Origin of the sequence: Streptomyces sp. NPDC046862 (assembly GCF_040704615.1) — a bacterium.
Taxonomy (GTDB): Bacteria; Actinomycetota; Actinomycetes; order Streptomycetales; family Streptomycetaceae; genus Streptomyces.
The window spans coordinates 131,000-154,284 of the sequence record NZ_JBEYXP010000011.1 but is presented as its reverse complement, the minus strand read 5'-3'; the positions used below and the strand labels follow the sequence as shown (position 1 = coordinate 154,284).

The following is a 23,285-nucleotide window of genomic DNA, read 5'->3' as shown; positions in this document are numbered from 1 at the left end:
AGTCAACGCACCTTTCCAGATTCAGGAGATCAAGCACACGTGAGTGAGAACACCCGTACCAAGACCCTGGCCGCGGCTGCGGCCAGCGCCTGGGACGCCTTCGTCATCGTCGTCGGCATGCTCAAGGGCGGCACCGGCAAGACCACCTCGGCCTGGTTCATCGCCCTCTACTACGCCGTCGTCCTCGACCTGCCAACGCTGCTGCTGGACGCGGACGCGACCAGTCAGTCCGCCTACGACTGGTTCAAGGTCGCCCAGGCCGAGGGCTTCGAGATCCCGGCCAACCTGGTCGTCGAGCGGTACCCGTTCGACGACATCGCCGAGTACATCCGTGAGAAGCGATCCGAGTTCGGCGCGATCGTGGTCGACGCCGGTGGCGGCAGCGCGAAGCTGTTCCACGAGGCTGTCACCGAGGCGAACCGGCTCATCGTGCCAGTCGCCCCCACCAAGATCGAGCGCCGCAAGCTCATGGCCACCTTCGACGAAGCCGAGCGCGCCGCCGCCCGCAACGAGCGCGACGTCACCGCCCACGTAGTCCTCGTGAAGGCCGACGACCGCACCAGCCTGCCCCGCAACGCAAAGGACAAGCTACTGGAGCCCGCCCAGGGCGAAGGCATCGGCCCGGACCGCGACGAGCCGTTCCCGCTCGCCGAGACCGTCATCCACTCCTGGGTGCACTACATGGAGGCTTTCGGCGAGATCCCCACCGAGCTGAGCGAGTACGCCGAACTGATGAAGGAGCTCACGGCATGAGCGAGCGTATGAAACCCCCCACCCGCCGCACCGGCCGCACCCTCGGCGGCGGGGCCAAGAAGTCGGCCCCGCCGCCCCCTCCCCCGACCGCCGAACTCACCCCCGAGCAGTACGCCGCCGAACACGCCGCCGCCCAGGGCGAAGGCCGTCCCACTGCCAGCGAGCCGCAGGTACAGCCCGCTCCTTCCGCCGTTCCCGCCGAGGCATCGGCACAGGGCCGGACCGAGGCGGTGCCCCAAGTGGCGCAGACCTCCGCCCAGCCGACTGCCGAGGCGCCGAGCGGCCCCGTGCCGGAGCCGGCTGCCAGTCAGCCGACTCACCCGGCCATCGACGTGCCCGAGGCGGGGACAGAGTCCGCTGGGATGCCGGTGGAGCGGCAAGTGCCGTCTGTAGTCCCAGCCCCCGGGCCTGCGGCACCAGCGGTCCAGGCCACGCAGCCGGCCGAACCTGTTGCGCAGCATGGTCCGCCTCCTGTCACGTCCGCGGCTGCTGGAGCGGCACCGGCCGCCGAAGTGGCCATTCGCCCGGCCGTTCCCCCGGTCGCACGCGGTACCGCGTTCCCGGTGAGGAGCGACGGCCCAGGCTCTCACCAGGAACAGCATGCTCGATCGCAGGACGCTCCCAGCGAGGGGACGCCGCATGCGCACGGTCCCGGCCGCCCCAAGGACGTTCCCGAGATCTCCGTCGTTCTCAACCAGCGCATCATCGCGCGCGAGAGCCTCGACTCGTCGGTTCCCGCTGCGCTGAAGCTGAAGAAGCGCATCAAGCGCTTCGCGCTGGACAATGAACTCGATCACCTGCCCATCGGCGACATCGTCTCGGTCGCGCTGGACGAGTGGCTGACCGCCCGCGGCTTCTGACGCGGCGTTCATATCTCAGGGTGTCCGCGAACGCTTCTCCCGTTCGCGGGCACCCGTTCCCCCGACTATTCCACTAGTCCACTAGGCGGCTAGCTAGTCGACTAGTGGGTCGGACTGGAGTACCCATGCCCGATCTCTCGCGCCACGCCCGTCAGCTGCGTCAACTGGCTGACGCTCTCGACGCACAATCCGACCTGAATGACGACCCGTTGGCGCCTCATCCGGACACGTTGGAGGTCATCAATGGCCGCCATACCAGTCGTGGGCAGATCAACTACGCCGTTCCCGACGCTCTCCAACTCCAGCGGCGCATCCGCCGGTACCACGCGGACCACGGTGTCCAGCACGGCGACATCGTCGCGATAGCCCTCGACGCATTCCTGCGTGCCAAGGGCTACCCTCCCGACCTCACCCCGCCCAAGGCCGAAGAACAGTGATCACGCCCCCGGCCCGCGATGCCCTGCGCTTTGGGCGAGGTCAGTGAAGCCCTCGAATTGTCCAGGTGCCCAGCCTCCGAGTCTCCTCCCGCATGCGCGCACCGGTCGCTGTCAGTGGTCCCTCCTATCCTGAGTTGACCTGGACCAGGCGTGAGGGACGGAGGATCGCTCCATGGGGTGGGACAACAACGCGTGGCCTCGGCCGCGCAGAGCCGGCCAGGCTACGGCGGGCACTCCGGTGTCCTTCTCGGAGCACTGATCGGATGCCGCAGCGCAGCGTCCAGCAGCGGGCTGGGTTCCGGGGCGAGGCATTCGTCGACAAGGCCGTCTCCGACGCCGGCCATGTATGGAACGACACCAAACGTGACTTCGCCATTGACGGTCAGATCGAGTTCGTGGACGCCGATCGGGAAGTCACCGGCGTTGCTGTCCTGGCCCAGGTGAAGGGGACAGAAGTCGGGTTTCGGGGCGCGACCGAGACCGAATTCAAGTTCACGTGCAAGGCCGACCACATCGCCTACTGGCTTCGACTGGGCCGTCCGGTCGTGCTCATCTGCGTGGACCTGCGTGTCCAGCAGGCGTGGTGGAAGCGCGTCGACACCTGGTTCGCCGACCCTGAACGCAAGGCACGGCGTGTCGTTCAGTTCGACAAGGCCGCCGACCGCTTCGGCCTCGATGCCTTCAGCCAGCTGTCGGCCCTGGGCGTGCCCGCCGGAGAGCCGCTGCCACGGCTTGAGGGAAGCGAACAGCTCATCTCGAACCTCCTCACGATTGAGGGCTTCGCACCGTTCATCTATGAGGCGTCCACGCCGTGCGGTGACCGCGCTGATGCCTGGGAGCGGATGCGCTCCAACGGCAACCAGTTCGAGAGCGGCTTCGTCCTGGCCGCCGGACGCATCTACTCACTGTGCCGCCTGGACGAGGGCCCGCTCGCCGTGCTGTGCGACGGACCAGTCACCTCCATCCCCACGCAGAACTGGGCGACCACCGAGGAACCCGACCTGCAACGGCGCTTCGTTTCCCTGCTGAACTTCACCCTGCGCTCCGCACACCATCCCGAGCTGGTCTGGCATCCCACGAAGAAGATCGTCTACATGCAGGCCCCGCCAGACCGATCCAGCCGGAAGATCAAAGGCCGCTACCGGGGCAGCCGCGGGCGCGCCTTCTTCACCCCGTACTTCGGCAAGGACGACACAACCAAGATCAGCTTCTGTCGTCACTACGCTGCCGGCCTGTACTTCCGCCGCTGGAGCGAACAGTGGTTCCTGGAGATCAACCCCACCTACCACTTCACCATCGACGGCCGACGCGACTCGCTGTACGACGCCGAGTACATCCAGAAGATCAAGCGGCTGGAACGCAACAACGCCGTCTACCAGCTCGTACGCGCCTGGGCCCACTCCCTGCAGGGCGACGACACCCTGTTCAGAAGCCGTGATGAGCGCATCCGATTCGGCCAGCTCCTCGAGCTCAACTGCGATGCCGCCATCGACGAAAGCGTCTGGATCCCGCAAGAACCAGCGCCGAAACTCAGCGTGAACGGACTTGCCGAGGGCCTGTGGGAACTGCCGCAATGAAAGCACCAGTGTTGCACGAGCCGGAGCTGGAGTTCCGCGCCGGAAACCGCCACATCGACCCCCGCTACGGCATCAGCGTGTTCGGCCCCGCCGACGCCGACTCCCCCACCGGACCACACCAGATCCCCATCGCCCTGGTCGGCCCCGCCCATGCGGTCGACGGCATCCGAAAATGGCTCCAGCGCTGCCAGAACCACATCGAGGCCAAGGACACCAAACCCGGCCAGGAGAACCTTCACCAGCCGTTCCCCGGCTTCAGCACCGACTCCCCGTTCGGCGCCGAACTCGTCTTCGACGATGCCCTCGTCCGTGAAATCCCCGAACGCCAACTGCGCCGCCTGGCCCGCGCCGACACAGCCTGCGCCACCAAGGACGCAGTCGCTCTCTACGCCGACGCCGCCCGGTCCCTAGCCGAGACCGGACGCTGCCGCGTCGTGATCTGCGCCCGCCCAGAGGAACTCCAGGACCGCGAAGAACACCCGCCGTCGGAGGAGACCACAGCCGAACGCGGAGAGGACCAGGACGAACGAGAAACCGGAGGCGACTTCCACGACCTGCTCAAGGCCACCGCTCTCACGCTGCCGGCACCCCTGCAGCTGATGCGCAAGGAAACCTGGACCGGGATCCCGGCCAGGGCCAACGGGCAAACCGTCCGCCCCCTGCAGGACGAGGCCACCCGGGCCTGGAACCTGCACACCGCCTTGTACTACAAGGCCGGCGGGACCCCGTGGCGCATGCAGCGCCACAGCTCCGACCTGGCCACCTGCTACGTCGGCGTCAGCTTCTACCGCAGCGCGAACGGAAACGAGCTGCACACCGCCGTCGCCCAGGTGTTCAACGAGCGCGGCGACGGCGTCGTCGTCCGCGGCGGCACCGCGCAGATCTCCAAGACCGACCACCAGCCCCACCTGACGCACTCCGACGCCCGGCAACTGCTGCTGGACGCGCTGACCGAGTACCGCACCACCCACGGTCACCAGCCAGCACGCATCGTCGTACACAAGACCTCGAAGTTCACCGCCGGTGAGATCGACGGCTTCCACGAGGCCGCCGACCTGCGCGACATCGACCACGTCGACCTGCTGTGGATCCAGCGACGCGGCGCCCCGCACCTGTACCGCACCGGCCAGCTCCCACCACTGCGCGGCACCAGCGTCCAACTGGACCCGCGTTCCCTGCTCCTGTACACCCGCGGCTCAGTACCGTACTTCCGGACCTACCCCGGCCTGTACGTCCCCCAGCCCCTGCTGATCCGGCCCGCAACACACAGCACAGATCTACTGACCGCCAGCAGCGACATCCTCGCCCTGACCAAGATGAACTGGAACAACGCCCAGCTCGACGAACGCGACCCCCTCACCCTGCGCACCGCGTACCGAGTCGGCTCCATCCTCAAACACGTCCCGGCCGAGGCCCGAATCGCCACCCGCTACGCCTACTACATGTAGAGCTGAGCGACAGCATCGCCCTCAACCACCTGATTCGTATAACGCCTCGGCAGTGGTCTCCTCCTCATCCTTCGCTGAGGTCCTCCGTCCCTCTCTGGCGATCCGGAGCTCGATGGTTCACGTGCCCTCTTGGCGAAAGGGTGTCGGGCGATATGTGTGCCATGTAAAGATCAGTGGTGCGTGCATGAGTCTGGTGAGACCTGGGGGCAAAATGGTGGACACGACCGCTCCGTTCGAGGCATCGGCGTCTGCGGTTGGCTACGTGTACCAGCTCCGCAAAGCCCTTCACTCCTGCGTCGACCAGCACGGCCGCGGGCTGGACTGGTGCATCGCCATCGAAGCCGGCGACGACGTCGAGGAAGTCGTCGAAGGCGGCAGGATCCTGTACCAACTCAAACACCGGGCCGCTGGTGTCACCATGTCGGACTACAGCACGGACCTGTGGAAGACACTGCGGATCTGGGCGCACGGGATCACCAACAGGCAGCTGGACCTGGACGAGACAGACCTGTTCCTCCTGACCACCGCCGACCTGACTGCTGATTCCGCCGGGTACCTCCTGCAGCCTGCCGCCTCTGGCGTCAGGGACGAGACCAAAGCGCTCGACGCGCTGGAGGCAGCTCGGAAAGCTTCCACCAGCAAGGAAAACAAGAAGGCCTACGAAGCCTTCGACCAGCTCTCAGCTGACGAGCGACGGGACATGCTCGCCCGAATACAGGTCATCGGCAATGCACCGGATGTCGACGAGGTGGAGCACCTGCTGTTGGAGCGAGTGGTCTCCGCTGTCGGGCATGCCTACGCCAAGCCATTCCTGCAGCGTCTGGAGGGCTGGTTCTATCAGCGCACGATCCGGCAGCTGCGCACGGATGAGATGGATGCGATCACGGGCAACGAGTTCGACCAGGTCTTCACCGATCTACGCAATCAGTTCCGGCCGGAGAACCTGCCCATCGACGAGGACATCGCCGTCCTGGAACCCGATCCGTCGGACTATGCGAACATGATCTTCGTCCGTCAGTTGGATCTGATCGACATCGGCAGGACCAGGGTCGGCATCGCGGTGCGCGACTACATCCGTGCCTTCACCCAGCGCTCCCGCTGGTCGGACGACAATCTGTTGCTGCCCGGAGAGATCAGCAAGTACGAGCGCAGGCTCATCGAGGAATGGCAGGACCTCTTCGCGGAGATGGAAGACGACCTGGGAGCCGCGGCGACGGAAGCGGAGAAGGTGGCGGCCGCCAAGGAGATCTACCGGTGGGCCACACGAGAGGCTCGACCACGCATCCGCATCGGATGCGACGAGCCGTTCGTCTCCAAGGGTTCCTTCCATATCCTCGCCGATGATCTGCAGGTGGGCTGGCACATCGATTTCATGACACGGCTCATGGCCGTACTGGAGCCGGCGGGAGCAACCCAGGAGTGAATACGTTCACTGAATTCAGCCGGGAAGAACGCGCCCTGTACAACCCGGCGTTCACCGCCCTGGTCACCTGCCGCGCCGTCCAGGGCCACGAGCTTCAATACAGCCGGCCATGCCCGATCGCGGTGGCCGTCCTGTCCGCCGTGATGGCCCTCCAGCCGGCCGTGCGCCGCACGCTGCCGAAAACCCTCAACAGCGGGCTGACCCGGTGGCTGGAGGAGAACAAGGGCGTGAAAGTGACCATGGCGCAGAACGCCACCGCGCTGGCCGCCGTGGTGCGCCCAGGCTTGCTCCTGGCCCTGCAGAGCGAGAGCCTGCACGTCGATGACGAAGGCCAGCTCACCCTGGTGCCGGGACGGCTGGCGAAAACGATCAACGGCGACACGGACGAGGTCCAGGCCATCCAGAAAGCGGCCCACATGCTGGGGCGCTGGCTCCCCAGCACGGGCAGCCTCAGTACCGTCATGACATTGCTAGGAGTCCGGCCGTGACGTTTCAGATCAGCGCTATCTCGATCTACAACGAAGACGGCCGTATCCGCACCGTCCCCTTCAAGACCGGCAAGCTCAACATCATCACCGGCGACTCGCGGCGCGGGAAGAGCGCTCTGCTCAACATCGTCGACTACTGCCTGGCCAGCAAGGACTACGTCATCAAGGGCGCGGCCCTGCGCAACTTCGTCCAGGTCTTCGCCGTCACTCTGGTCAAGGATCAGCAACAGCTGTTCGTCGCACGGCCCGCTCCGGCGGGCAAGGCTGCCACCGCGACCACGATGTGCATCGTCTCCCAAGCCCTTGACGCACCGCCGCCGCAGCGCCCCGAGCTGAACTTCTCCACGCCGCTCGACATCGCCAAGGATGTCCTGTCGGAGTTCGCCGGTATCGACAGGACGGTGCGGATTCCGGCCGTGCGCAGCGCTACCCCGATCCCGCCGTCGGTGCGCCATGCGCTCTTCTTCTGTCTGCAGAAGCAGAACGAGGTCGCCAACCCGGACCTGCTGTTCCACTCGCAGGGCGAGGAGTTCCTGCCAGCGACGATCCGGGCGATGATCCCCTACTTCCTCGGTGCCGTCGATCCCGAACAAGCGCTGCTGGAAAACCGGCTCCGTCTGCTGCGTCAGGAACTCGGGCAGATGGAGATGGCGGTGGCTGCTGCCCGCAGCCTGTCGCCAGCGTCCGGGCAGGCACTGGCCCTGGTGACCGAAGCAGTCGAGGCAGGGCTGCTGGAACCGCTGCCGCGGGAGGAGATGACGGCAGAGCGGGCGTCGGAGCATCTGCGCCGCGCTGTCGCCGAGACCGCCCCCACGCAGACGTCTGATGCCGGAGACGATCCGGTCGCCGCCCTCGTAGAGCAACGCCGGGAACTGCGCGAGCGGCATGGACGGGCCCGCGCTCGCATCGCCAATCTGAAGCGAGCCGCTCGGGAGAACAGTGAATTTCTCGACCAGGCGGCAGAGCAGCACGCCCGCCTGGCCACACTCAGCCTCTTCACCCCTGCCAACGCTGCGGACCAGGAGCCGCGTTGCCCGGTGTGTGACAGTCGTCAGCCGCAGTTGAGCCAGATCGCGGAGGTCATCAAACGCGACCTCGGCCGCCTCGACGCCGACATGACCGTCATCGGCAGCGACACCCCCGAGATCAACGCCCTGGTTGCAGCGGAGGAAGGGGCGCTCCAGGAGATCCGCAGCGCTCTGGGCCGCAATCAGGAGCAGCTCGATACGCTGGCTTCCGGCCAGCGCGCCGTGCAAGGCCAGGCGGACGCCGCGCGACGTGCCGTGCTCGTCCAGGGCCGCATCAGCCTCTTCCTGGAGACAGCCGGACGCCATGTACAAGGGCCCCAAGTCGTAGACCGGCGCGAAGAAATCCGCGCGAAGATCGCAGAGCTTGAGGAGACCATCGGAGCCGGAGCACGAGACGACCGGCTCAACAGCTTCGTCTCCCGGATCAATACGAAGATCAGAGACAAGGCTGTCGCCCTAGACCTCGAACACAAGGAGTCGCCCATCCGCCTGGACCCGCGGGGCCTGACCGTCGTCGCGGACACCTCGCGCGGGCCGGTCCGCCTGGCCGACATGGGCGGCGGAGAGAACTGGCTCGGCTACCACGTCGCCACCCTCCTCAGCATGCACGAGTGGTTCTCGGAACAGCGAAATCCCGTACCCCGCCTCCTTATCCTCGACCAACCGTCCCAGGTCTACTTCCCCGAAGACGCCCCAGACGGCACCGCCTTGGCCGGACCCGACAGAACCGCCCTGCTCAACCTCTACAAGACGATCCAGAACACGATCGAAGCCCTTGACGGCGACTTCCAGGTGATCGTTATGGAGCACGCAGACCTAGACGACGAACCCTTCCGCAGCTCGGTCGAAGCACGCTGGCGACGCAGCAACAGCCAGGCTCTCGTACCCCAAGACTGGATCACCGAAGAGATCGACGACGACTGACAGTTCCGCGCCCACTGCATGCCTTCTTCGATACCATCGCCCTCAAGCAATACGCCTCCGACTGCTACCCAGACTGCCGTCTGGTCAAGGTCCGATCAACTGTCCGCTGCTGTACTGGCGCAGCCGTCGGCGGGCTACCAATGCGCCCTGGTGACGGGCGTGGAAAGGCTCGCACCGCTGCCGGGAGCGGATTCGAAATTGGTCTACCCGGCCGCTTCCTTGCTCCGGTAGCCAGACAGGTAGCCGCCGCCCTCAGAGAAATTTCAGGCGCTGTCACATGGCTGGCGAATCACCTACATGCGGGGTCCTACGGGAGGGGTTGAGCAGAACCTGCTGAGTCGGCCCAGTCCTCGGGAACGGGGGGGGCTGGCAAAAGAGTTTTACAGACCAGTCCGACGCCGCTGGCATCCGGCTATAGCCGGATGTCGCGCGTCCAGGCTTTAGAGCCGCCGGGCGAACTGGTCTTGCATGCGGTGGCGTAGCACCGCCAGACCCAGGTGTTCTTCCAGCGTCGGATTTCGATCTCTGCGCCTTTACACCTCCCGCACTTGGGGGGCCTGGCGAAGGTTTCCGCGTGTTCGTGGGCGAGTAGCTTGCGGGCGAAGTAGCCGCCGCGCATCGTCAGCATAATCTCGCGTGTGTTGCTCTGTGAGAGTGCGTTGAGGCTGCCGAGCATGACGGTGTGCTCGTCGAGCACTGCGATTTTCTGGTGCATGACGTGGATGGGGACAACGGTCTGGGCAACGGTGCGCAGGTCTGCGATGAGCGCCTGACTGGTCTCTCTTCTTTGGAGTTGGTCGGTGTCGTCCCGGATGAACACCGTGATGCGTACGCCGCGGTCGGCCGCTGCTTTGAGTTCAGGGAGCAGGGAGCGGATCCGGTTGGCCACCCATGGTGCCCAGAGCCACAGGGATTGTTTTGCCTGTCGGATCTCGGTGGTGAAGGTGAGGTAGAAGTCGCGTTCGTCGTCGATGTCGGTCACTTCGACGTGCCGGCTGAGGACTTCGGCGAGGGCGATTCCGAACTCCCCGCGATGGGCCGGTGGCGTGTGCGGCGGGGTGATGAGGTGTTTGGCAGGCAGTACCCGGACACCGTGGGTGCCGACCAGGGCGTCGAGTTCCGCCAGGGCTGTTCCCGGCCGGGCCCCGCTGACACGTTGCCCGCTGGCGATGACGTAGAGGCGGGTTCTGACGCGGGTAACGGCGACGTTGAAAAGGCGCACGCCGTTGCGTCTCCACTCGTCTGCGCCGGGCTGGCGGTGGGCGAGAGCCATCCACAGTTCGCGGCTGTCCGCGTTGCCTTCCACGGTGTCGAAGATGACGACGTCGAACTCCCGGCCCTGGAACCTGTGTGCCGTTCCGACTTCGGCCAGCGGACGGCCACTGGAGCCTTCGACATCTCGTAGTGCTTCCAAGGTGGCTTCCGCCTGGACCCCGTAAGGGGTGACGATCCCTGCCTCCTCGCCCTGTTCGCGGTGCAGTTCCACCAGAGCCCGCGCGAGGAGAGAGCCGGCGGGCCACCAGCCTTTCCGGCTGCCGGTCAAGTGGGCTCGGGCCAGCTCGTGCAGGCCGTCGGTGTCGATCAGCACGATCTCGGGATCGCTGTCGGGCCGCTCCGTAAGCGTCTGGGAGCCGCCGCGCAGCATTCCCCTGTAGGCGAGACCGTTGGCCAGTTTCATCACGGCAGGGCCAAAGCGATGCTGTTCGGTCAAGGTGACGCAGGCCGGGTGTGCCTGGGCATCCGCGGGTTCGAAGATGCCGCAGTGCTGAAAGACGTCGGGGAGCAGCCAGCGTTTGATGTCGTCGCGTTCCTGCTCCTTGAGCCCGCTCGGGATGATCGGGCCGAGCTGCATGAAATCGCCGAGCAGGACGGCAGCCCTACTGGCTTTGCCGGTGGCCAGGAGCACCTCGGGCAGAGCGGCTGCGCCAGCCTCATCGACCAGGACCACGTCGTAAGGGCCTTCGAAGACGGCCCGGTTGGAACGGAACCGGGCCAGTGTGGTGGCGACCAGCCTTGCGCTCTTGATGATCTCGCCCTGGGCGTTGCGGGCCAGCCGCTCGTATTCCTCCTGGGTGTTCTGGTACTGCTGCTCCAGCTGCGGCTTACGGGCGCTGTCGGCGGCCACAAGTGGACGGAGGCGTTCGGCCCGGTCGTGCAGGGTGGGCCAGTTCTTCTTCGCGGCCTGTTCGGTCAGCGTCTGGGCCTGCTGCGCTGCGACAGCCGCCGCAGTGGCCTGGTTCTTTTCCCGCTCGGCCGAGGTATGCAGTCTGTGTGCCCGCTGTGTTGCCGCCCGTGCGGCCTCGGCCTCTCTGTCGAGGTGCAGGATCTGTTCCCGGCTGAGCGGGACGGAGTCGGACAGCGCCGTGATTTTGGCATCGAGTGCCGAGATCCGGGCGGCGGCGGTATGGTGCGCGTCCACGGACTGTTGACGCGCTGCCTCCGCCTGCTCTTCGGCGTCAGCCAGTTGCTCCTGGAGTGCGACCAGCTTCTCGCGCGCACGCCAGCGGGCCACCGACCCCTTCGCCTCCCACTGCTTCATCTGATTCCGCAGGGGGCGGCACTCCTCAGCGGCCAGCAACGCATCAGCTGCTCGGTGTTCTGCAGCCTGCCGGACCCTGGCCGACTCGTCGCAGAGCCGGTCCACCTCGCGCCATGCCTCGCGCGAGGGCTCTGCTGCGGCAGCCCGGTCCGACGCCGCCTTCGCCGCCCCCGCAGTTTCGGCCATGCCGCGAGCGGCCTGCGCGTACCGGTCGTCGGCCGCGTCGCTGCGGGCCAGTGCGGAGGCCAGGTCCTGACCGGGCGTGCGCAGCAGTTGCAGTGCAGCGAAGTATCCGGTCGCGTCGAATTCGGCGAGTGCAGCGTCCATGGCGGCAAGTTGACCGGCGCGGTCGCGGATTTCGACCAGCTCGGCCTCCACGGCGCTACGGCGCTGAGTCGTCTGCGCTAATCGGCTTTGGACCATGAGCGGCAGAGACACCGAAGGGTCTTCCGCCACCTCTTTTAGATGCGGCGGGCCCACACGGACGATCTCACCGGGACTGTGGCGCTTCTCCCGCACCACCCCGAGCAGGGCGTTATCCACAGCGATATTGGTCGCAGAGACCAGCAGCACCCGCTCGCCCCGCGCGATCAGGTCACCGATGGCGCGTTTGAGGACCGTGGTCTTACCGGTCCCCGGCGGCCCCCACACCAGATGAACCCCTTCACCTAGGCACGCCCGGTAGGCGTCTGCCTGGGCCGGGTGGAAACCAGGAGGGTCCGGCTCCGCTCCCAGAGCCCCGCCGATGCTGCGGGCCGCCAGGGCCGCGGCCAGCGGGTGTTCGCCCAGTTGGGCGATGCCGTCGCGCAGGGCCTCGATGAGGAAGGTGGGCGGCTGCTTCAGCATCCACAGGTGGGCGTCGGTGATGTCGGCAAACTCGGCCACACGCAAGGTAAGCAGGGACCCGTTCTGCACCGTCTCGGAGACGCTGAAGCCGTCCTTCTCGATGGCCCTGTCATCAGGCCCGGCCAGCCGCAGGCTGTCCAACTGGTCCGGCCCGATGTCAGTGCCGCGCAAGTCCACCGCGTACTGGCCGGGTTCACCGGTCCGGGCCGCCCGCCCGATCCGCTCCCAGCGCGCTGTTCTCCCTGCGCCTCCCTCCAAGGCGATCCATTCGCCGAGTGCCGCCGTGATCTCCTCACGCCACCCCACGTACAGCCCCCCAGCCCTGCCCCGCTTCGGACTGGCAGACCTACCCAGTCACACGATGCAACATACCGGGCTCGGTTGGTGACCAACGGGTGGCTCGGTGCTTGTCAGTACTCGGGCCGAGCATCAGGTGACCTATGTGACGTGAAGCCAGGAAGCGCAGACCTTAATTGTCCGTGAGTTCACAATCGCCCGCCGTGTACTCCACGACGAGTGGGCTTGCCACTACGCACCGGGAAGTGGTGTAGGTGCGAGGGATGAGCCCAGTGACTCGCGCATACCCGGTCATCACAGCGGAGGTGTCGATGCTGTCGTCCGCGTCATCCAGTGCGTGCAGCAGGTCATGCACGGCTTGGCCATGCAGGCGCGCTGCTGCCGGGCGTGAGTTCTGATCGGTCGGCGCCGTGTCACGGTGTCTGATGAGTGCGTCGACGACCTCCCCGGCCCTTGCTATGAAAGCGCTGCCCAAGCTGGAGGCCGAGTTCATCGAGTCCGGTGCGACACCTTCGACCGGCATCGCATTCCAGCCGCGCAGATGCTGAACCGACCCATGCATCAACAGGCGGCAGCGCTCGTCGATGCTCCCTTCAGTGGCTGGCTCCACGAACAGGACGAGATCCTGGTGTGTGTCGCTGAACGTCACGCAGCGCAGCGGCGCTTCGAACTGCACCCACTGGCCAGGTCGTAGCTGGGGCTCCGTGTACCAGTCCGCAAGGAGCGCAACGTGCTTGTGCACCTCACGTAGGTGCCGTAGTTGACTTTGCTCGCCATCCACAGCTGGCGTGTCCATGTCGACGCCGCCTAAAGGCGTGGTCAGGCGAAGCGCACCCATACGCGCGGCACGCCGCGGCTCAGGGACGAACTGCCGCAGTTTGCTGTCCGACAAGTAGACGATCTCGCGCAAGTGACGCCCCGTCCGGTGAGCTGGCGATGACAGGAGCCATCCTGCCAGCGCCCACTGACAGTGGCCGACGCCGCACGATGGCTCTGTATTCCTCCAGCTGACAGCGGCGTGTGCGAGCTGGCCCGATAATGAGCAGGCACGCACCTTACGCCGCGATGTCTGGGGGGACGTCATGGAAGATCGGCTAGAGACGGGTTCGGAACTGCATCGACTCAACGAGCAAGTTGAGGACATAGGTAGAGGCCAGACCCGTCATGAGGGGAGACTGGGAGACTTCGAGGATGAGCTTCTCGGTGTTCGAGCTGACGTCGTTAGGCTCGGCAGCGAGGTCTCGGAAGTGCGTCAGGAGATCGAAGGACTGGAGGATACGGTCTCCGACACTCGTCAGATGCTCGACACATTTATTGAACAGTACGGCCGTGACAGAGAAGTGGCGAAAGCTCAGGCCGAACTGTCCCGCTTGACGATCCAGTGGCATGCGGACTTCGGACAGCGCAAGCAGACCCGTGCCCTGGCGCGCGGGCTGGTTCATACCCTCACTGCCCATGCTGTCTACAGGACTGTGGTCAGCTCAGCTGCGGTGCGTGCCTGTACCGAAGAGCGGATGCTCCTCGAACCGACATACTGGCTGGCTCCGGCTGCGATGGCGGTCGCAGCGAAGTTCCGCGACGAAGGTGAGCGCGGCGAAAGTGCGCAGGCACATGCACGCATGCTGGATGCTGCCAAGGCCGACCTCTTCTTCTCGCTGACGTGCTCGCGCTTCGGAGACGAGACACAAGCGGCTGCATGGATGGACCTGTACCTTCAGTCACTCGACCCTGAGGAACTCGGCCAGGACTTCTTCGTCGTCCTGGATGCCATTGCGAGCAAGGAACTGGGCGATGAGGCGCTCGGCTATGCCCAGCGGGCGATGGCGGGATGGAACCGGAGCATCCTCCAGTTGTCCGGTGAGAAACACGCAATCGCTGACGTGTGTGGTGGTGAGCAGTGGAAGACTCGCCTGGAGAACTTGCGGCGGCGGATGGCCAAGAAGCAATACTCGGCGCTGCGTAGAACGAGCGGAAACCAGTGGGACGGACTTCGCCTTGGGTGGGAACTCGCGACCGTGCCCGACCAGACCCTGGCTTATCTCGTGCACATGTTTCCTGACGGACCCGACGGAGTCGACTGGCCCATCAAGGATGGCCGCTACGTGGATAGGGCCCTGGAACGCCTGATCAACCAGCTAGAACCCGACGAAGCTGACTTGCGGGCGAAGATGCGGCGACTGGAGCAAGTCATCGCGCATGACGGAGACCTTGAAGCCGTCGGACAGGCGCACGAGTCGCCCTTCAGCCCCGATGCCGATCCTGTGACGTTCATGACGCTCCTTGATCAGGCTGTCTTCGAACCGGATGAAGCCCGGCTCGGCCCGCCGGCTCGCCGCATGGCCCTTCGTGCCATTTGGTCAACCCTGGAAAACGCCGCCAACCGGATCGTCGCAGAGTCCCGGCAGCATCTTCCCCAGCGCATCACGCTGAGTATTGCGGACTGGTCCTGCACTGTTTCGACGGACCCGGAGCTGTTTCCAGATCCGGACCCGCTCCTTCGTGACCTTGCCGTGCACATTACGCGGCAGACTCAGGCCCAGTCAGAGGCGGTCGTGCGGAGATGGCCACGCGTCTGCGGCGCGCTAGCGATGGGAGGAGTCAGCGGGTTGTTGGTGGTGCCGTTTGTTGACGAAACGTGGCGAGGGTTTTTTACGCTCCTCGCCATCGGCATGGTCGCGTGGGTTGTATGGGAAATCTGCGGCGTTCCGTTCCGAAGGAAGCAGGTACACGAGCAGGGTGACCGGTTGCGCAACGACTCCGTCGCGACCTTGGCCAAGGCGCTCGCCCAAGGAAAGGACTTCTTCGAGGAATGGCATGAGGCCATGGAAGGACTGTCAGACCTCACCTCTTGGGGAGGGCATCCCAACTCGAACTGACCCCGGATCACACGACCCTACCGAGGGCACAGCAAAGGAACATGAGTGGACACCTCCAAGCTGATCGGCGGCCGTTACAGGCCGAAGGAACGGCTGGGCAGCGGCGCTATGAGTGAGGTATGGACAGCCGAAGACCTCAATCTGGGCAGGACTGTGGCTCTTAAGATCCTCGCGGGGCGACGTATGGCCCAGGCCGGAGCCCGCACAGAGTTTGCTCAGCCGACAGCGCGAGGGGTCAAACGCGAGGGCGTGGCCATGGCGAGGGCCATGCATGCAAACATCGCACACATCTATGACGCCGGTGAACACGACGGCGAGCTCTACATCGCTATGGAGTACGTCAAGGGACAATCACTTGCCGAACACCTGAAAACGGGGCCACCCCTACCCCTTGAACGAACCGTACGGTGGACGCGTCAGATCTGCGAAGGCCTCAGCGCAGCGCACACTGCGCAAGTGATCCACCAGGACATCAAGCCCGGCAACATCATGATCACGCTTCAGGGCGACGTGAAGATCGTGGACTTCGGACTGGCCCTTCTCGCTGACCTCACTCAGTCCCGCACCAGTGCCGGCACCCCGCTCTACATGGCACCAGAGCGGTGGGATGGAGAGCCCGGCAGCCGACGCAGCGACCTGTACTCCACAGGGTGCGTCCTGTACGAGATGCTGACAGGGCGTCCACCCTTCGGCACCTCTGATGACGACCCCATGACCGTGGGCAGGATGCATCAGGATGATGCGCCGGCACCTCCGAGTGCCCACCGTCCCGGCGTGCCCGCTCAGCTGGACTCCATCGTCCAGACACTGCTGGCCAAGGACCCGGCGCAGCGCCCGCAGAGCGCAGAAGCGGTTGCCCACGCTGTGAGTAAAACGCAGCGTGTGCTGGATATTGCAGCCGCGAACGACGAGATCAGACGAGCAGACCCGCCTGATACGCGCGACCGCGATGCTGGCTTCTCCGAGCGTATCCGCGATCTGGACCGCTACATCTTTGATCTGGAGCTCCGGTATGGAACGAGCGCACCGTTGGTGATCGAAGCACGCGGAGAGCACGCCGAACTCACAGGCCGGTCAGGCGATACCCGAGGAGCAGCCGCCCTGTACGACCGGCTCGGCCATGACTGTCAAAACTTCTTCGGACCTTACGACGTGCGGGCACTCAACGCGTTCGAGGGCGTCGCACGGTGGATTGCGAGATCGAGCGCACGCTACGAGCCCTAAAGATCGTGTACAGCCCGCTCAGGGGTCAGCGGTTTGTCTTCGTCACGCTCACCGGTCGGATGGCCAGGACAGTGCCGTCCTGGTGGATGCTGACTGGGCCACCCCAGTTGCTGTCCCAGCCGGTGCGGGGCAGTGACGACCTGCGGGTGTGTGTTTGCGTGCGCCACTGCGATACCTGAGGCCTCTGGGTGTCGCCTCTTCCCGCCAGGTACTCGAAGAGGTCTTTCTGGACGCCGGAGAAGGCCTCCACGTGAGTTCCGTTGAGACGGAAGATGTGGTCTGTTCCGGCGAACTCGTCACCAAGCAGAGTGTGGGCGATGTCCTGCACGCTGCCGGCGGAGGGGTGCTCAAATGTCTTGAAGAACTCGCTGCCCTGCCGCTTCGTGAGCAGTCGCGCGGTGGCGCGCCCTGATCCAGCGAATGCCATCAGGCCCGCAGCGTCAGTGTGGGCCAGAGTCTCCTGGAACCAGGCGAAGTGCTCTGCTCGGACCTGGCAGCCGGGCAGAGGGTCGAGTGTCTGGTCTTCCCCGGTGGGGCGCTCGATGCCGGGGAAGTGATTCTTCTGTTGCGGGGGTTGGTCCAGGTCCATGTCCGCGGCATCCGCTCCCGTTGGGAGATCGAGACGTGAACCATCGCCCGGCGCATGCAGGGCATGGACGGTGGCCGGCCCATCCAGAGGGAGCTCGGTGCTGAACAACAACCCAGGTGTCTGGTTCCACGCCCCGACGTGCAGGCCGTCGACGTGTGCCGCGCACGAGGCTAACTGGTCGTGCGAAACACCGGCTCCGCTGTGGTTGCCCTTGCACGCGATCGGGATGATCACAGACGGCAGGGACGGCTTCCATACTTCCGCCAGGAAGTGAGGCCGATAGCGGTAGCCGACACTTGCGCTCTTGTCGTCCTTCGTAACTCTTTCGGCGGCGGTAAGTGCCCAGCCGGCCCGCAGTGCTGTGTCGGAATGAACGACGGACACGCTGTAGCCGGGAAAACGGTTGCGCAGGATGTGCTCTGTCAGCACGAGAGCGAACGCCTGACCCAGTTCCTCGGACTGCAGTGTTTTGTAGTGCCTAGCGATCTGCCGCCCCTCCGAGGACAGCCACAGCAACGATCCCTTCCCTGCCTGCAGCGCCTGGATGTACTTCAGGCTGCCCCAGTGCTCAGCGAGTCCGCGTGCCGCACCGCGCCGAGTGAGCACCATGCCTCGCGCGAGACGGTGCAGCAGCCCGATGTACGGCAACCGAACTGAGCTCTGCAACTCGGCCTCAGGCAGGGCTTGAAGCCCTTGCTTGCGCCGTAGTAGGGGCGGCATTTCCTTGTGCGCCTTGCCTTCGTTCTCGGCCTCCTCGGCCTTCCGCTCATGTTCTTTTTGCTTTTTGCTGTCTTCGCTGTGAGCAGCAACATCGACGCTGCCGGCCAGGGCGCTCTTGGAGTCGGTGGCTACCGTGACCGGCTGTAACAGCCGCTTCAGTACCTCGGTTGCACTCGGCGTGCTCTCCATGGCGCCCCCTCCGCTGACACGGTTCCCATACACCAGGGTGTCCGGGGGGACCCTGGGCTGCCCATACGGCAACCGAACAATGGCCTGAATTATCCGACACCAGCATCTTTTATAGAGCCGAGTGCGTCACCGGTCGGGAACCCCTTCGTCTAGCACGGATGGCCGCGAAGCTGAACGCGGATACCGTGACGCTTTCGATCGCGAACGGAGGATGAGCGTAGGTTTCCCAGGTCTCGGAGAACTCGGCGTGCCGGGAGAGCACCTGCACGGTTTCGGATCGTGCTTGCTGCAAGCCCAGTGCCTAGCGGAGCTCGTTGAGGGCGTCCTCGATCAGGCGGAACCTCACGCGCTCTTGTTCAAGTCGCACGTTGGGGCCGAACTCGCCGTCCACGAGGCTGTCGTAGACATCGACCTCGTCCGGAGTGAGCGTGCCGAGAGGCTGGTGGGTGGGGGCGTCTTCCTTCACCCGCTGGCTGCGGTGCTCCAGGAGAATTCCCCGGTTCATCAGGATGGACTGCGTGTGCGGGAAGGTCCGACGCAGCCGGTCGAGGATGGTGAACCCGTGAGTGTCCAGGTCGCCCCAGTACACAAGGCGTATGCCGTGCAGCCAGTTCAGGGCGGACAGTTGGGTGACGGCGTAGCCGCCGCCGTGGATCACGATGCTGTGGGGCTGGTCGGGGAAGGCGAGGTAGGTGGTTTCGTTCTCGATGACGTACACGGTCGTGATGCCGGGCGGCGGCTCGGTGAACTCATCTGCGCGGACCGTGAGTTCGCTGAAGCCCCCAGCGACTCGCCGCCGAGCAGCCACTACAACCCGGGCCGCTACATCATGCTCAAGCCCGAGCAGACATCTTCGCGGTATCTGGGTACACGTATCGGCATGATCTCAGACGTAGAGTGGACGACCTTCTTCCCTGCGGCTCTGTTGCTTGCCGCTACGCCGGGGGCAAATCAGTTACTTTCCTTGCGTAATGGTTTGTGGTACGGATGGGTTTCTGCTGTCAGTGCCTCGTTGGGGCGCTTTATCGCGTTCGCGTTGATGGTGGGAGCGGTCGCGGCGGGTTTGGGGACGGTCCTCGCGGCCTCCGAGCTGGCCTTCAATGTGATCAAGTGGTGCGGTGTTGTCTACCTGGTGTGGTTGGGGCTGAGGACTGTGTTCATGGCGGTACGCCGCCAGCCGGAGCAGAGGGCTGCCGGGCGCCCGGCTGGCGACGGCGACGGACGCCAGCACGACGGCCCGTCAGCGTGGCATCTGGCGCGGCAGGAATTCGTGGTGGCGGCTTCGAACCCGAAGGCCCTCATTTTGTTCACCGTGTTTTTGCCGCAGTTCCTGACCCGCGACGCCGGGGGTGCAGCTATTCCTTTGCTGGCCCTCGGCGCCGCTTATATTGGTGTCGAGTTCTGTTGCGCTTTCGGTTATGCGGCGCTGGGAAGCCGTCTGAAGAGCATGGGGATCACCCGGCGGGCTCGGCGGCTACTGGATGCGCTGACGGGGCTGGCGATGCTGGGCCTGGCTGGCTGGCTGGCGACCGAGCAGCACTGAAACGGGTTCCGTCAGTGGTTGCCGAGCGGGAGGATCGGGATGCTTTCCCGGCGGCAGTAGGTGGCAGGGCGGCGGACGGCCTGGCGCAGGGAGCGCCAGTTGCCGATGGTGCGCAGCAGCCCGTCGTCGTGCGCGCTGTGCCAGAAGCGGTTCTCGTCCTGGTTGCCGAGGACGGGGCAGAACAGGGATACGGCCAAGGTGATGCGGTGACCGCGGGTGACGGGAGTGACCGCGTGATACACACGGCTTCCCCGGGTGAACATGGTGTCTCCGACGTGCTGGAACGGAGCAGTGTGCACGTCAGGGTGGGCCGATCCCTTGGCGGTGATCTCCTCGCGGCGGGCGTCGAACTGCCGAGGGTGGCCTTTGTAGTAGATGTAGTCACCGCCTTCGTGTTCCTCGTGATCGGTGAGTGTCATGGTGAACACGTAGTTCATGCCGTCGAGGTGCCACTTCGCGACGGTGGGAGCCTGTGAGGGGGCGGGCGGCCCGTAGTAGTTGATCTGCACTCCGGCGTCGCGTATGGGGTGGGGGATCAAGGGGACTCCGACCAGGCGTGAGGCGGCGTTGAGGAACGCGGGGTCGCGGACCATGGCGTGGACGAACGGGGAGATCGTCTCCACGCCGCGCAGTCGGTGGGAGACGACGTAGCCGCTCACCTGACCGAGACCTGTGCTCCCGACGGCCCCAACGTGATCACGGACGTGGCCACCACCCCGGCCACCACCCACGACAGCCAGGTCCTGCCCGGCATCCACACCCGCCTCTCCCGCCGCGGACTCCTGCCCGCCGAGCACCTGGTCGACGCTGGCTACACCTCCCTGCCTCACCTGGAACAAGCCACCCGTGAACACCAGGTCACCGTCTCCGGGCCACTGCGGAGCAACCCCACCCGCCAGCACCGCCGGAACGAGGGCTTTGCCCAGGACGACTTCCACATCGACTACGACCGCCAGCAGGTCACCTGCCCTCAGGGCCAGGTCAGCCAGGGCTGGCACGGCCCCTACCCGACTTCCTCACCTACCGCGGCCCCGCTGATCGTGGCCAGGTTCACCAAGAGCCAGTGCCGTCCCTGTCCCGTCCGTTCCCTCTGCACGACCACCGTCGACAGTGCCCGCACCGTGGGTTTTCCCCCACGAGAACTCCGCGACCTGCAACTCCGCGTCCGCACCGAGCAACAGACGCCCGAGTGGAAAACCCGCTACGCGGTCCGCTCCGGAGTGGAGGGCACCGTCAACGAGTTCGCCCACGGACACGGCATACGGCGCTGCCGCTACCGAGGACAGGGAAAGGCCCACATCCAGCACGTCCTGACGGCCATCGCTGTCAACATCGAGCGCCTCAGCGGACTGCCGCCAGCTGAGGAAGCCCCCACGCCCCGCCGACCGACTGCCTTCCAGAACTACCTCGACCAGCGCGGGATACCCCCGCCGAAGTCCTGGCGAACCCTGGGCAGCTGACCTCGGCAACTCCAAGATCCCGACAGAGTCAAGCTAAGGCGGCCCTTGATGGAGCCGAGCCCGATCCGCGAGGGCCATGGGGATGCGCTGGCAGTCAACCAACAGCACCGACCAGGCCAGCCCCTGCCGTTCCACACCGGCACCTGCGACTTCGGCTTCGCCGCATCCGAGAGCGCCGACTGCACCTCCGCATCCCGCGGTTCTTCGGTTACCTCCGCCTTCCGGCGGTGGCGCCGTCGTCCGGAGATGGGCCTCACCGCCGATGACCGGCGGTGAGACGTTCAAAGAGCGCGGGCGAACAGGTCCAGCAGAGCCGTCCAGTGGCGCTCCGTCGCCTCGGCGTCGTACATCGCCGTGTCGGCCTGGGTGAAGCCGTGGTGGGCGCCGACGTATACCTCGGTGCGGTGGCGGACGCCCGCGGCGGTGAGGGCCTTGTTCAGGCGGTCGATCTGCTCGGTGGGATTGGTCGAGTCCTGGTCGGCGTGGCCGAAATAGAGCTCGGCGGTGATGCGGTCGGCGAGCAGGTGGGGGCTGTCCGGCGCGTCGGTCGCGAGGTGTGCGCCGTGGTAGCCGGCCACCGCTGCGATCCGGTCCGGGTGGGTACCGGCGGTGCGCAGGGCCAGTCCGGCGCCCATGCAGTATCCGGTCACGCCGGCCGGGCCGTTGGTGGTCAGCGGGGAAGCGTGCAGCCAGTCGAGGTAGGCGTCGGCGTCGCGCATGGCCGCCTGAGGGGTGAGTGACTGCATGGCCGGGCGGATGCTCTGGATGATTTCGGGGCGCTCTGCCGGGTTGATGAACTCGGGCAGCTCCACCACGGGCGCCCGCCCCGCGCGGTACATGACATTGGGTACGAGGACCGTGTAGCCGGCCGAGGCCAGACGGTCCGCCATCTTCCTCAGGTGCGGACGCAGCCCGAAGGCGTCCATGTAGAACAGGACACCGGGGTGCGGAACATTGTCATCCGGGTGGGCCAGGTAGGCATCGGCGGTCCCGTTCGGGGTCGGGATGTCGACGGACGATCCGTGCACAGTGCTCATGTGGTGCCTTTCTCCGGTTGGGCGAGTTTGGTACGGGGGGATGCGCAGAGCGGGCGCCAGTGCGACTACTGGTCATGGGTCGGCGTCGCGGCAGACGTGTCCTGGCCCGAGCTCTCGCCGACCGCGGCGGCTGACGGACACGGCACCCACAGCGGCGCGGGACCAGGGCGTCTTACATCGCACTTGGGGGATGTCTCACCGAGTGGGGCAGCCGAGCCAGTAGCCGAAGCCCCGACGGGTGTGGATCAGCGCGGGTTGCTCCTGGTCCACCTTGTGCCTCAGGCGGGAGACGAGTTTTTCGATGGCCGGGTTCGCCCGGTACTCACCCCAGACATGCCGGCTGATCTGTTCCTTCGACAACACGCGCTCAGCGTTGGCCAGCAGGTGACCCAGCAGCCGGTACTCAGCGGGGGTGAGGTCGAGTTGCCTGGGCCCGCGCCGGGCCTGACACGTGGCGTCGTCGAGGACGAGGTCGCCGTAGCAAGGCATCCCTTCCGGCTGTGGGCTGCGGGCGCGCAGGAGGACCTGGGCCCTGGCCAGGACTTCGGCGATCCGGACAGGTTTGGTGACGTAGTCCTCCCCGACCCAGCCGAGTTCGGGTACGAGGCAGCGAAGGGAGTCGCAGGTGGTCAGGAAGAGCAACGGGGGGCGGTCGGCGGGCGCGGTGCGGCGGTTGCGCGCGAGGCTGGCCAGGTCCGGCAACGCGGCGTCCCAGAGCACCAGGTCGAAACTGTGCCGAGCGATCCCGGCCATCCCCTCGGTACCGGTGCCCGCTGTTCCGACTCGGTAGCCCGCCAACTCCAGGGCGGTGGCGAGAAGGTCTGTCACTCCGGGATCGTTGTCGACGACCAGGACGTGCCTCCCGTCACCACGAGGCGATGGCGTCTCCGCAGTGAGGATGTTCCTACTGATGGTGTTCCTGTACATGGCAAGACCATTCGGGTAGGGCTTACGTTTCACGGCTGAACGGCGGGCCAGGGGCTCGTCCCCTCGCCCGGCAACCTGGCGGAACCGACGACCCCGCGTC

At 65.7% G+C, this 23,285-nt stretch carries 19 protein-coding genes; 12 read left to right on the top strand and 7 right to left on the bottom strand.

Features of this window, described 5'->3' with window-relative positions:
* Nucleotides 1-39: 39 nt before the first annotated feature.
* The 8 genes from AB0959_RS14895 (at nucleotide 40) to AB0959_RS14860 (ending at nucleotide 8,938) form a co-directional block, all read left to right on the top strand.
* Entirely contained in the window at nucleotides 40-753 is a 714-nt protein-coding gene (locus tag AB0959_RS14895; RefSeq protein WP_366826804.1) for a ParA family protein, read from the top strand.
* Complete coding sequence (locus AB0959_RS14890; protein WP_366826803.1) at nucleotides 750-1,613, top strand: hypothetical protein; 864 nt, start codon at nucleotides 750-752, stop codon at nucleotides 1,611-1,613. Before AB0959_RS14895 ends, AB0959_RS14890 begins: the two co-directional genes overlap by 4 nt.
* A gap of 125 nt (nucleotides 1,614-1,738) precedes the next feature.
* On the top strand, nucleotides 1,739-2,050 hold the full coding sequence (locus tag AB0959_RS14885) for a hypothetical protein (protein WP_366826802.1): 312 nt from the start codon (nucleotides 1,739-1,741) through the stop codon (nucleotides 2,048-2,050).
* Nucleotides 2,051-2,313: 263 nt separating this feature from the next.
* On the top strand, nucleotides 2,314-3,627 hold the full coding sequence (locus tag AB0959_RS14880; protein ID WP_366826801.1) for a DUF4365 domain-containing protein: 1,314 nt from the start codon (nucleotides 2,314-2,316) through the stop codon (nucleotides 3,625-3,627).
* Nucleotides 3,624-5,075 carry a hypothetical protein gene (locus tag AB0959_RS14875; protein WP_366826800.1) on the top strand — a complete coding sequence of 484 codons (1,452 nt, stop codon included), beginning with the start codon at nucleotides 3,624-3,626 and terminating at the stop codon, nucleotides 5,073-5,075. The genes AB0959_RS14880 and AB0959_RS14875 overlap by 4 nt, the downstream gene beginning before the upstream one ends.
* A 211-nt stretch (nucleotides 5,076-5,286) precedes the next feature.
* A complete protein-coding gene (locus tag AB0959_RS14870) occupies nucleotides 5,287-6,498 on the top strand; it encodes an ABC-three component system protein (RefSeq protein ID WP_366826799.1) in 1,212 nt (403 codons plus the stop codon).
* Entirely contained in the window at nucleotides 6,495-6,986 is a 492-nt protein-coding gene (locus tag AB0959_RS14865) for a three component ABC system middle component (protein ID WP_366826798.1), read from the top strand. Before AB0959_RS14870 ends, AB0959_RS14865 begins: the two co-directional genes overlap by 4 nt.
* Nucleotides 6,983-8,938 carry a DUF3732 domain-containing protein gene (locus AB0959_RS14860; protein ID WP_366826797.1) on the top strand — a complete coding sequence of 652 codons (1,956 nt, stop codon included), beginning with the start codon at nucleotides 6,983-6,985 and terminating at the stop codon, nucleotides 8,936-8,938. Before AB0959_RS14865 ends, AB0959_RS14860 begins: the two co-directional genes overlap by 4 nt.
* Before the next feature lie 412 nt (nucleotides 8,939-9,350).
* On the opposite strand, the gene AB0959_RS14855 is transcribed toward AB0959_RS14860, so the two are convergent.
* Together AB0959_RS14855 and AB0959_RS14850 are read right to left on the bottom strand one after the other, a co-directional pair.
* A complete protein-coding gene (locus AB0959_RS14855) occupies nucleotides 9,351-12,629 on the bottom strand; it encodes an AAA domain-containing protein (protein WP_366826796.1) in 3,279 nt (1,092 codons plus the stop codon).
* A 163-nt stretch (nucleotides 12,630-12,792) separates the two neighbouring features.
* Nucleotides 12,793-13,530: an SAVMC3_10250 family protein gene (locus tag AB0959_RS14850; RefSeq protein ID WP_366826795.1), complete on the bottom strand. Its 738-nt coding sequence runs from the start codon at nucleotides 13,528-13,530 to the stop codon at nucleotides 12,793-12,795.
* Nucleotides 13,531-13,867: 337 nt separating this feature from the next.
* Between AB0959_RS14850 and AB0959_RS14845 the strand changes: the two genes are divergently transcribed.
* Both AB0959_RS14845 and AB0959_RS14840 read left to right on the top strand, forming a co-directional pair.
* Nucleotides 13,868-15,496: a hypothetical protein gene (locus tag AB0959_RS14845; RefSeq protein ID WP_366826794.1), complete on the top strand. Its 1,629-nt coding sequence runs from the start codon at nucleotides 13,868-13,870 to the stop codon at nucleotides 15,494-15,496.
* Between the two features lie 45 nt (nucleotides 15,497-15,541).
* Entirely contained in the window at nucleotides 15,542-16,720 is a 1,179-nt protein-coding gene (locus AB0959_RS14840; RefSeq protein WP_366826793.1) for a serine/threonine-protein kinase, read from the top strand.
* Nucleotides 16,721-16,745: 25 nt separating this feature from the next.
* On the opposite strand, the gene AB0959_RS14835 is transcribed toward AB0959_RS14840, so the two are convergent.
* Together AB0959_RS14835 and AB0959_RS14830 are read right to left on the bottom strand one after the other, a co-directional pair.
* Nucleotides 16,746-18,218 carry a hypothetical protein gene (locus tag AB0959_RS14835; RefSeq protein ID WP_366826792.1) on the bottom strand — a complete coding sequence of 491 codons (1,473 nt, stop codon included), beginning with the start codon at nucleotides 18,216-18,218 and terminating at the stop codon, nucleotides 16,746-16,748.
* 301 nt (nucleotides 18,219-18,519) lie between these two features.
* On the bottom strand, nucleotides 18,520-19,065 hold the full coding sequence (locus tag AB0959_RS14830; protein WP_366826870.1) for a DUF2220 domain-containing protein: 546 nt from the start codon (nucleotides 19,063-19,065) through the stop codon (nucleotides 18,520-18,522).
* Between AB0959_RS14830 and AB0959_RS14825 the strand changes: the two genes are divergently transcribed.
* The gene (locus AB0959_RS14825; protein ID WP_366826791.1) at nucleotides 19,048-19,761 is read left to right on the top strand and encodes a LysE family translocator; all 714 of its coding nucleotides are present in this window, start codon (nucleotides 19,048-19,050) and stop codon (nucleotides 19,759-19,761) included. The genes AB0959_RS14830 and AB0959_RS14825 overlap by 18 nt on opposite strands.
* An 11-nt stretch (nucleotides 19,762-19,772) precedes the next feature.
* Here AB0959_RS14825 and AB0959_RS14820 read toward each other — a convergent pair whose 3' ends face one another.
* Nucleotides 19,773-20,420 (bottom strand): hypothetical protein, encoded by a 648-nt coding sequence (locus AB0959_RS14820; RefSeq protein WP_366826790.1) that lies wholly within the window; start codon nucleotides 20,418-20,420, stop codon nucleotides 19,773-19,775.
* Nucleotides 20,421-20,453: 33 nt separating this feature from the next.
* Here AB0959_RS14820 and AB0959_RS14815 point away from each other — a divergent pair, with 33 nt between their 5' ends.
* Nucleotides 20,454-21,221 carry a transposase gene (locus AB0959_RS14815; protein ID WP_366826789.1) on the top strand — a complete coding sequence of 256 codons (768 nt, stop codon included), beginning with the start codon at nucleotides 20,454-20,456 and terminating at the stop codon, nucleotides 21,219-21,221.
* Between the two features lie 281 nt (nucleotides 21,222-21,502).
* Here the strand turns inward: AB0959_RS14815 and AB0959_RS14810 are convergent, their stop codons facing one another.
* Complete coding sequence (locus tag AB0959_RS14810; RefSeq protein WP_366826788.1) at nucleotides 21,503-22,258, bottom strand: dienelactone hydrolase family protein; 756 nt, start codon at nucleotides 22,256-22,258, stop codon at nucleotides 21,503-21,505.
* Between the two features lie 195 nt (nucleotides 22,259-22,453).
* The gene (locus AB0959_RS14805) at nucleotides 22,454-23,185 is read right to left on the bottom strand and encodes a response regulator transcription factor (RefSeq protein WP_366826787.1); all 732 of its coding nucleotides are present in this window, start codon (nucleotides 23,183-23,185) and stop codon (nucleotides 22,454-22,456) included.
* Nucleotides 23,186-23,285: the final 100 nt, after the last annotated feature.

What these genes read in the sequence shown, in the direction of transcription:
- AB0959_RS14890 (WP_366826803.1), top strand. Translation starts at nt 750, where the DNA reads ATGAGCGAGCGTATGAAACCCCCCACCCGCCGCACCGGCCGCACCCTC.
- AB0959_RS14885 (WP_366826802.1), top strand. Translation starts at nt 1,739, where the DNA reads ATGCCCGATCTCTCGCGCCACGCCCGTCAGCTGCGTCAACTGGCTGAC.
- AB0959_RS14880 (WP_366826801.1), top strand. Translation starts at nt 2,314, where the DNA reads ATGCCGCAGCGCAGCGTCCAGCAGCGGGCTGGGTTCCGGGGCGAGGCA.
- AB0959_RS14875 (WP_366826800.1), top strand. Translation starts at nt 3,624, where the DNA reads ATGAAAGCACCAGTGTTGCACGAGCCGGAGCTGGAGTTCCGCGCCGGA.
- AB0959_RS14870 (WP_366826799.1), top strand. Translation starts at nt 5,287, where the DNA reads ATGGTGGACACGACCGCTCCGTTCGAGGCATCGGCGTCTGCGGTTGGC.
- AB0959_RS14835 (WP_366826792.1), bottom strand. Translation starts at nt 18,218, where the DNA reads ATGGAGAGCACGCCGAGTGCAACCGAGGTACTGAAGCGGCTGTTACAG.
- AB0959_RS14825 (WP_366826791.1), top strand. Translation starts at nt 19,048, where the DNA reads ATGCTCAAGCCCGAGCAGACATCTTCGCGGTATCTGGGTACACGTATC.
- AB0959_RS14810 (WP_366826788.1), bottom strand. Translation starts at nt 22,258, where the DNA reads ATGAGCACTGTGCACGGATCGTCCGTCGACATCCCGACCCCGAACGGG.
- AB0959_RS14805 (WP_366826787.1), bottom strand. Translation starts at nt 23,185, where the DNA reads ATGTACAGGAACACCATCAGTAGGAACATCCTCACTGCGGAGACGCCA.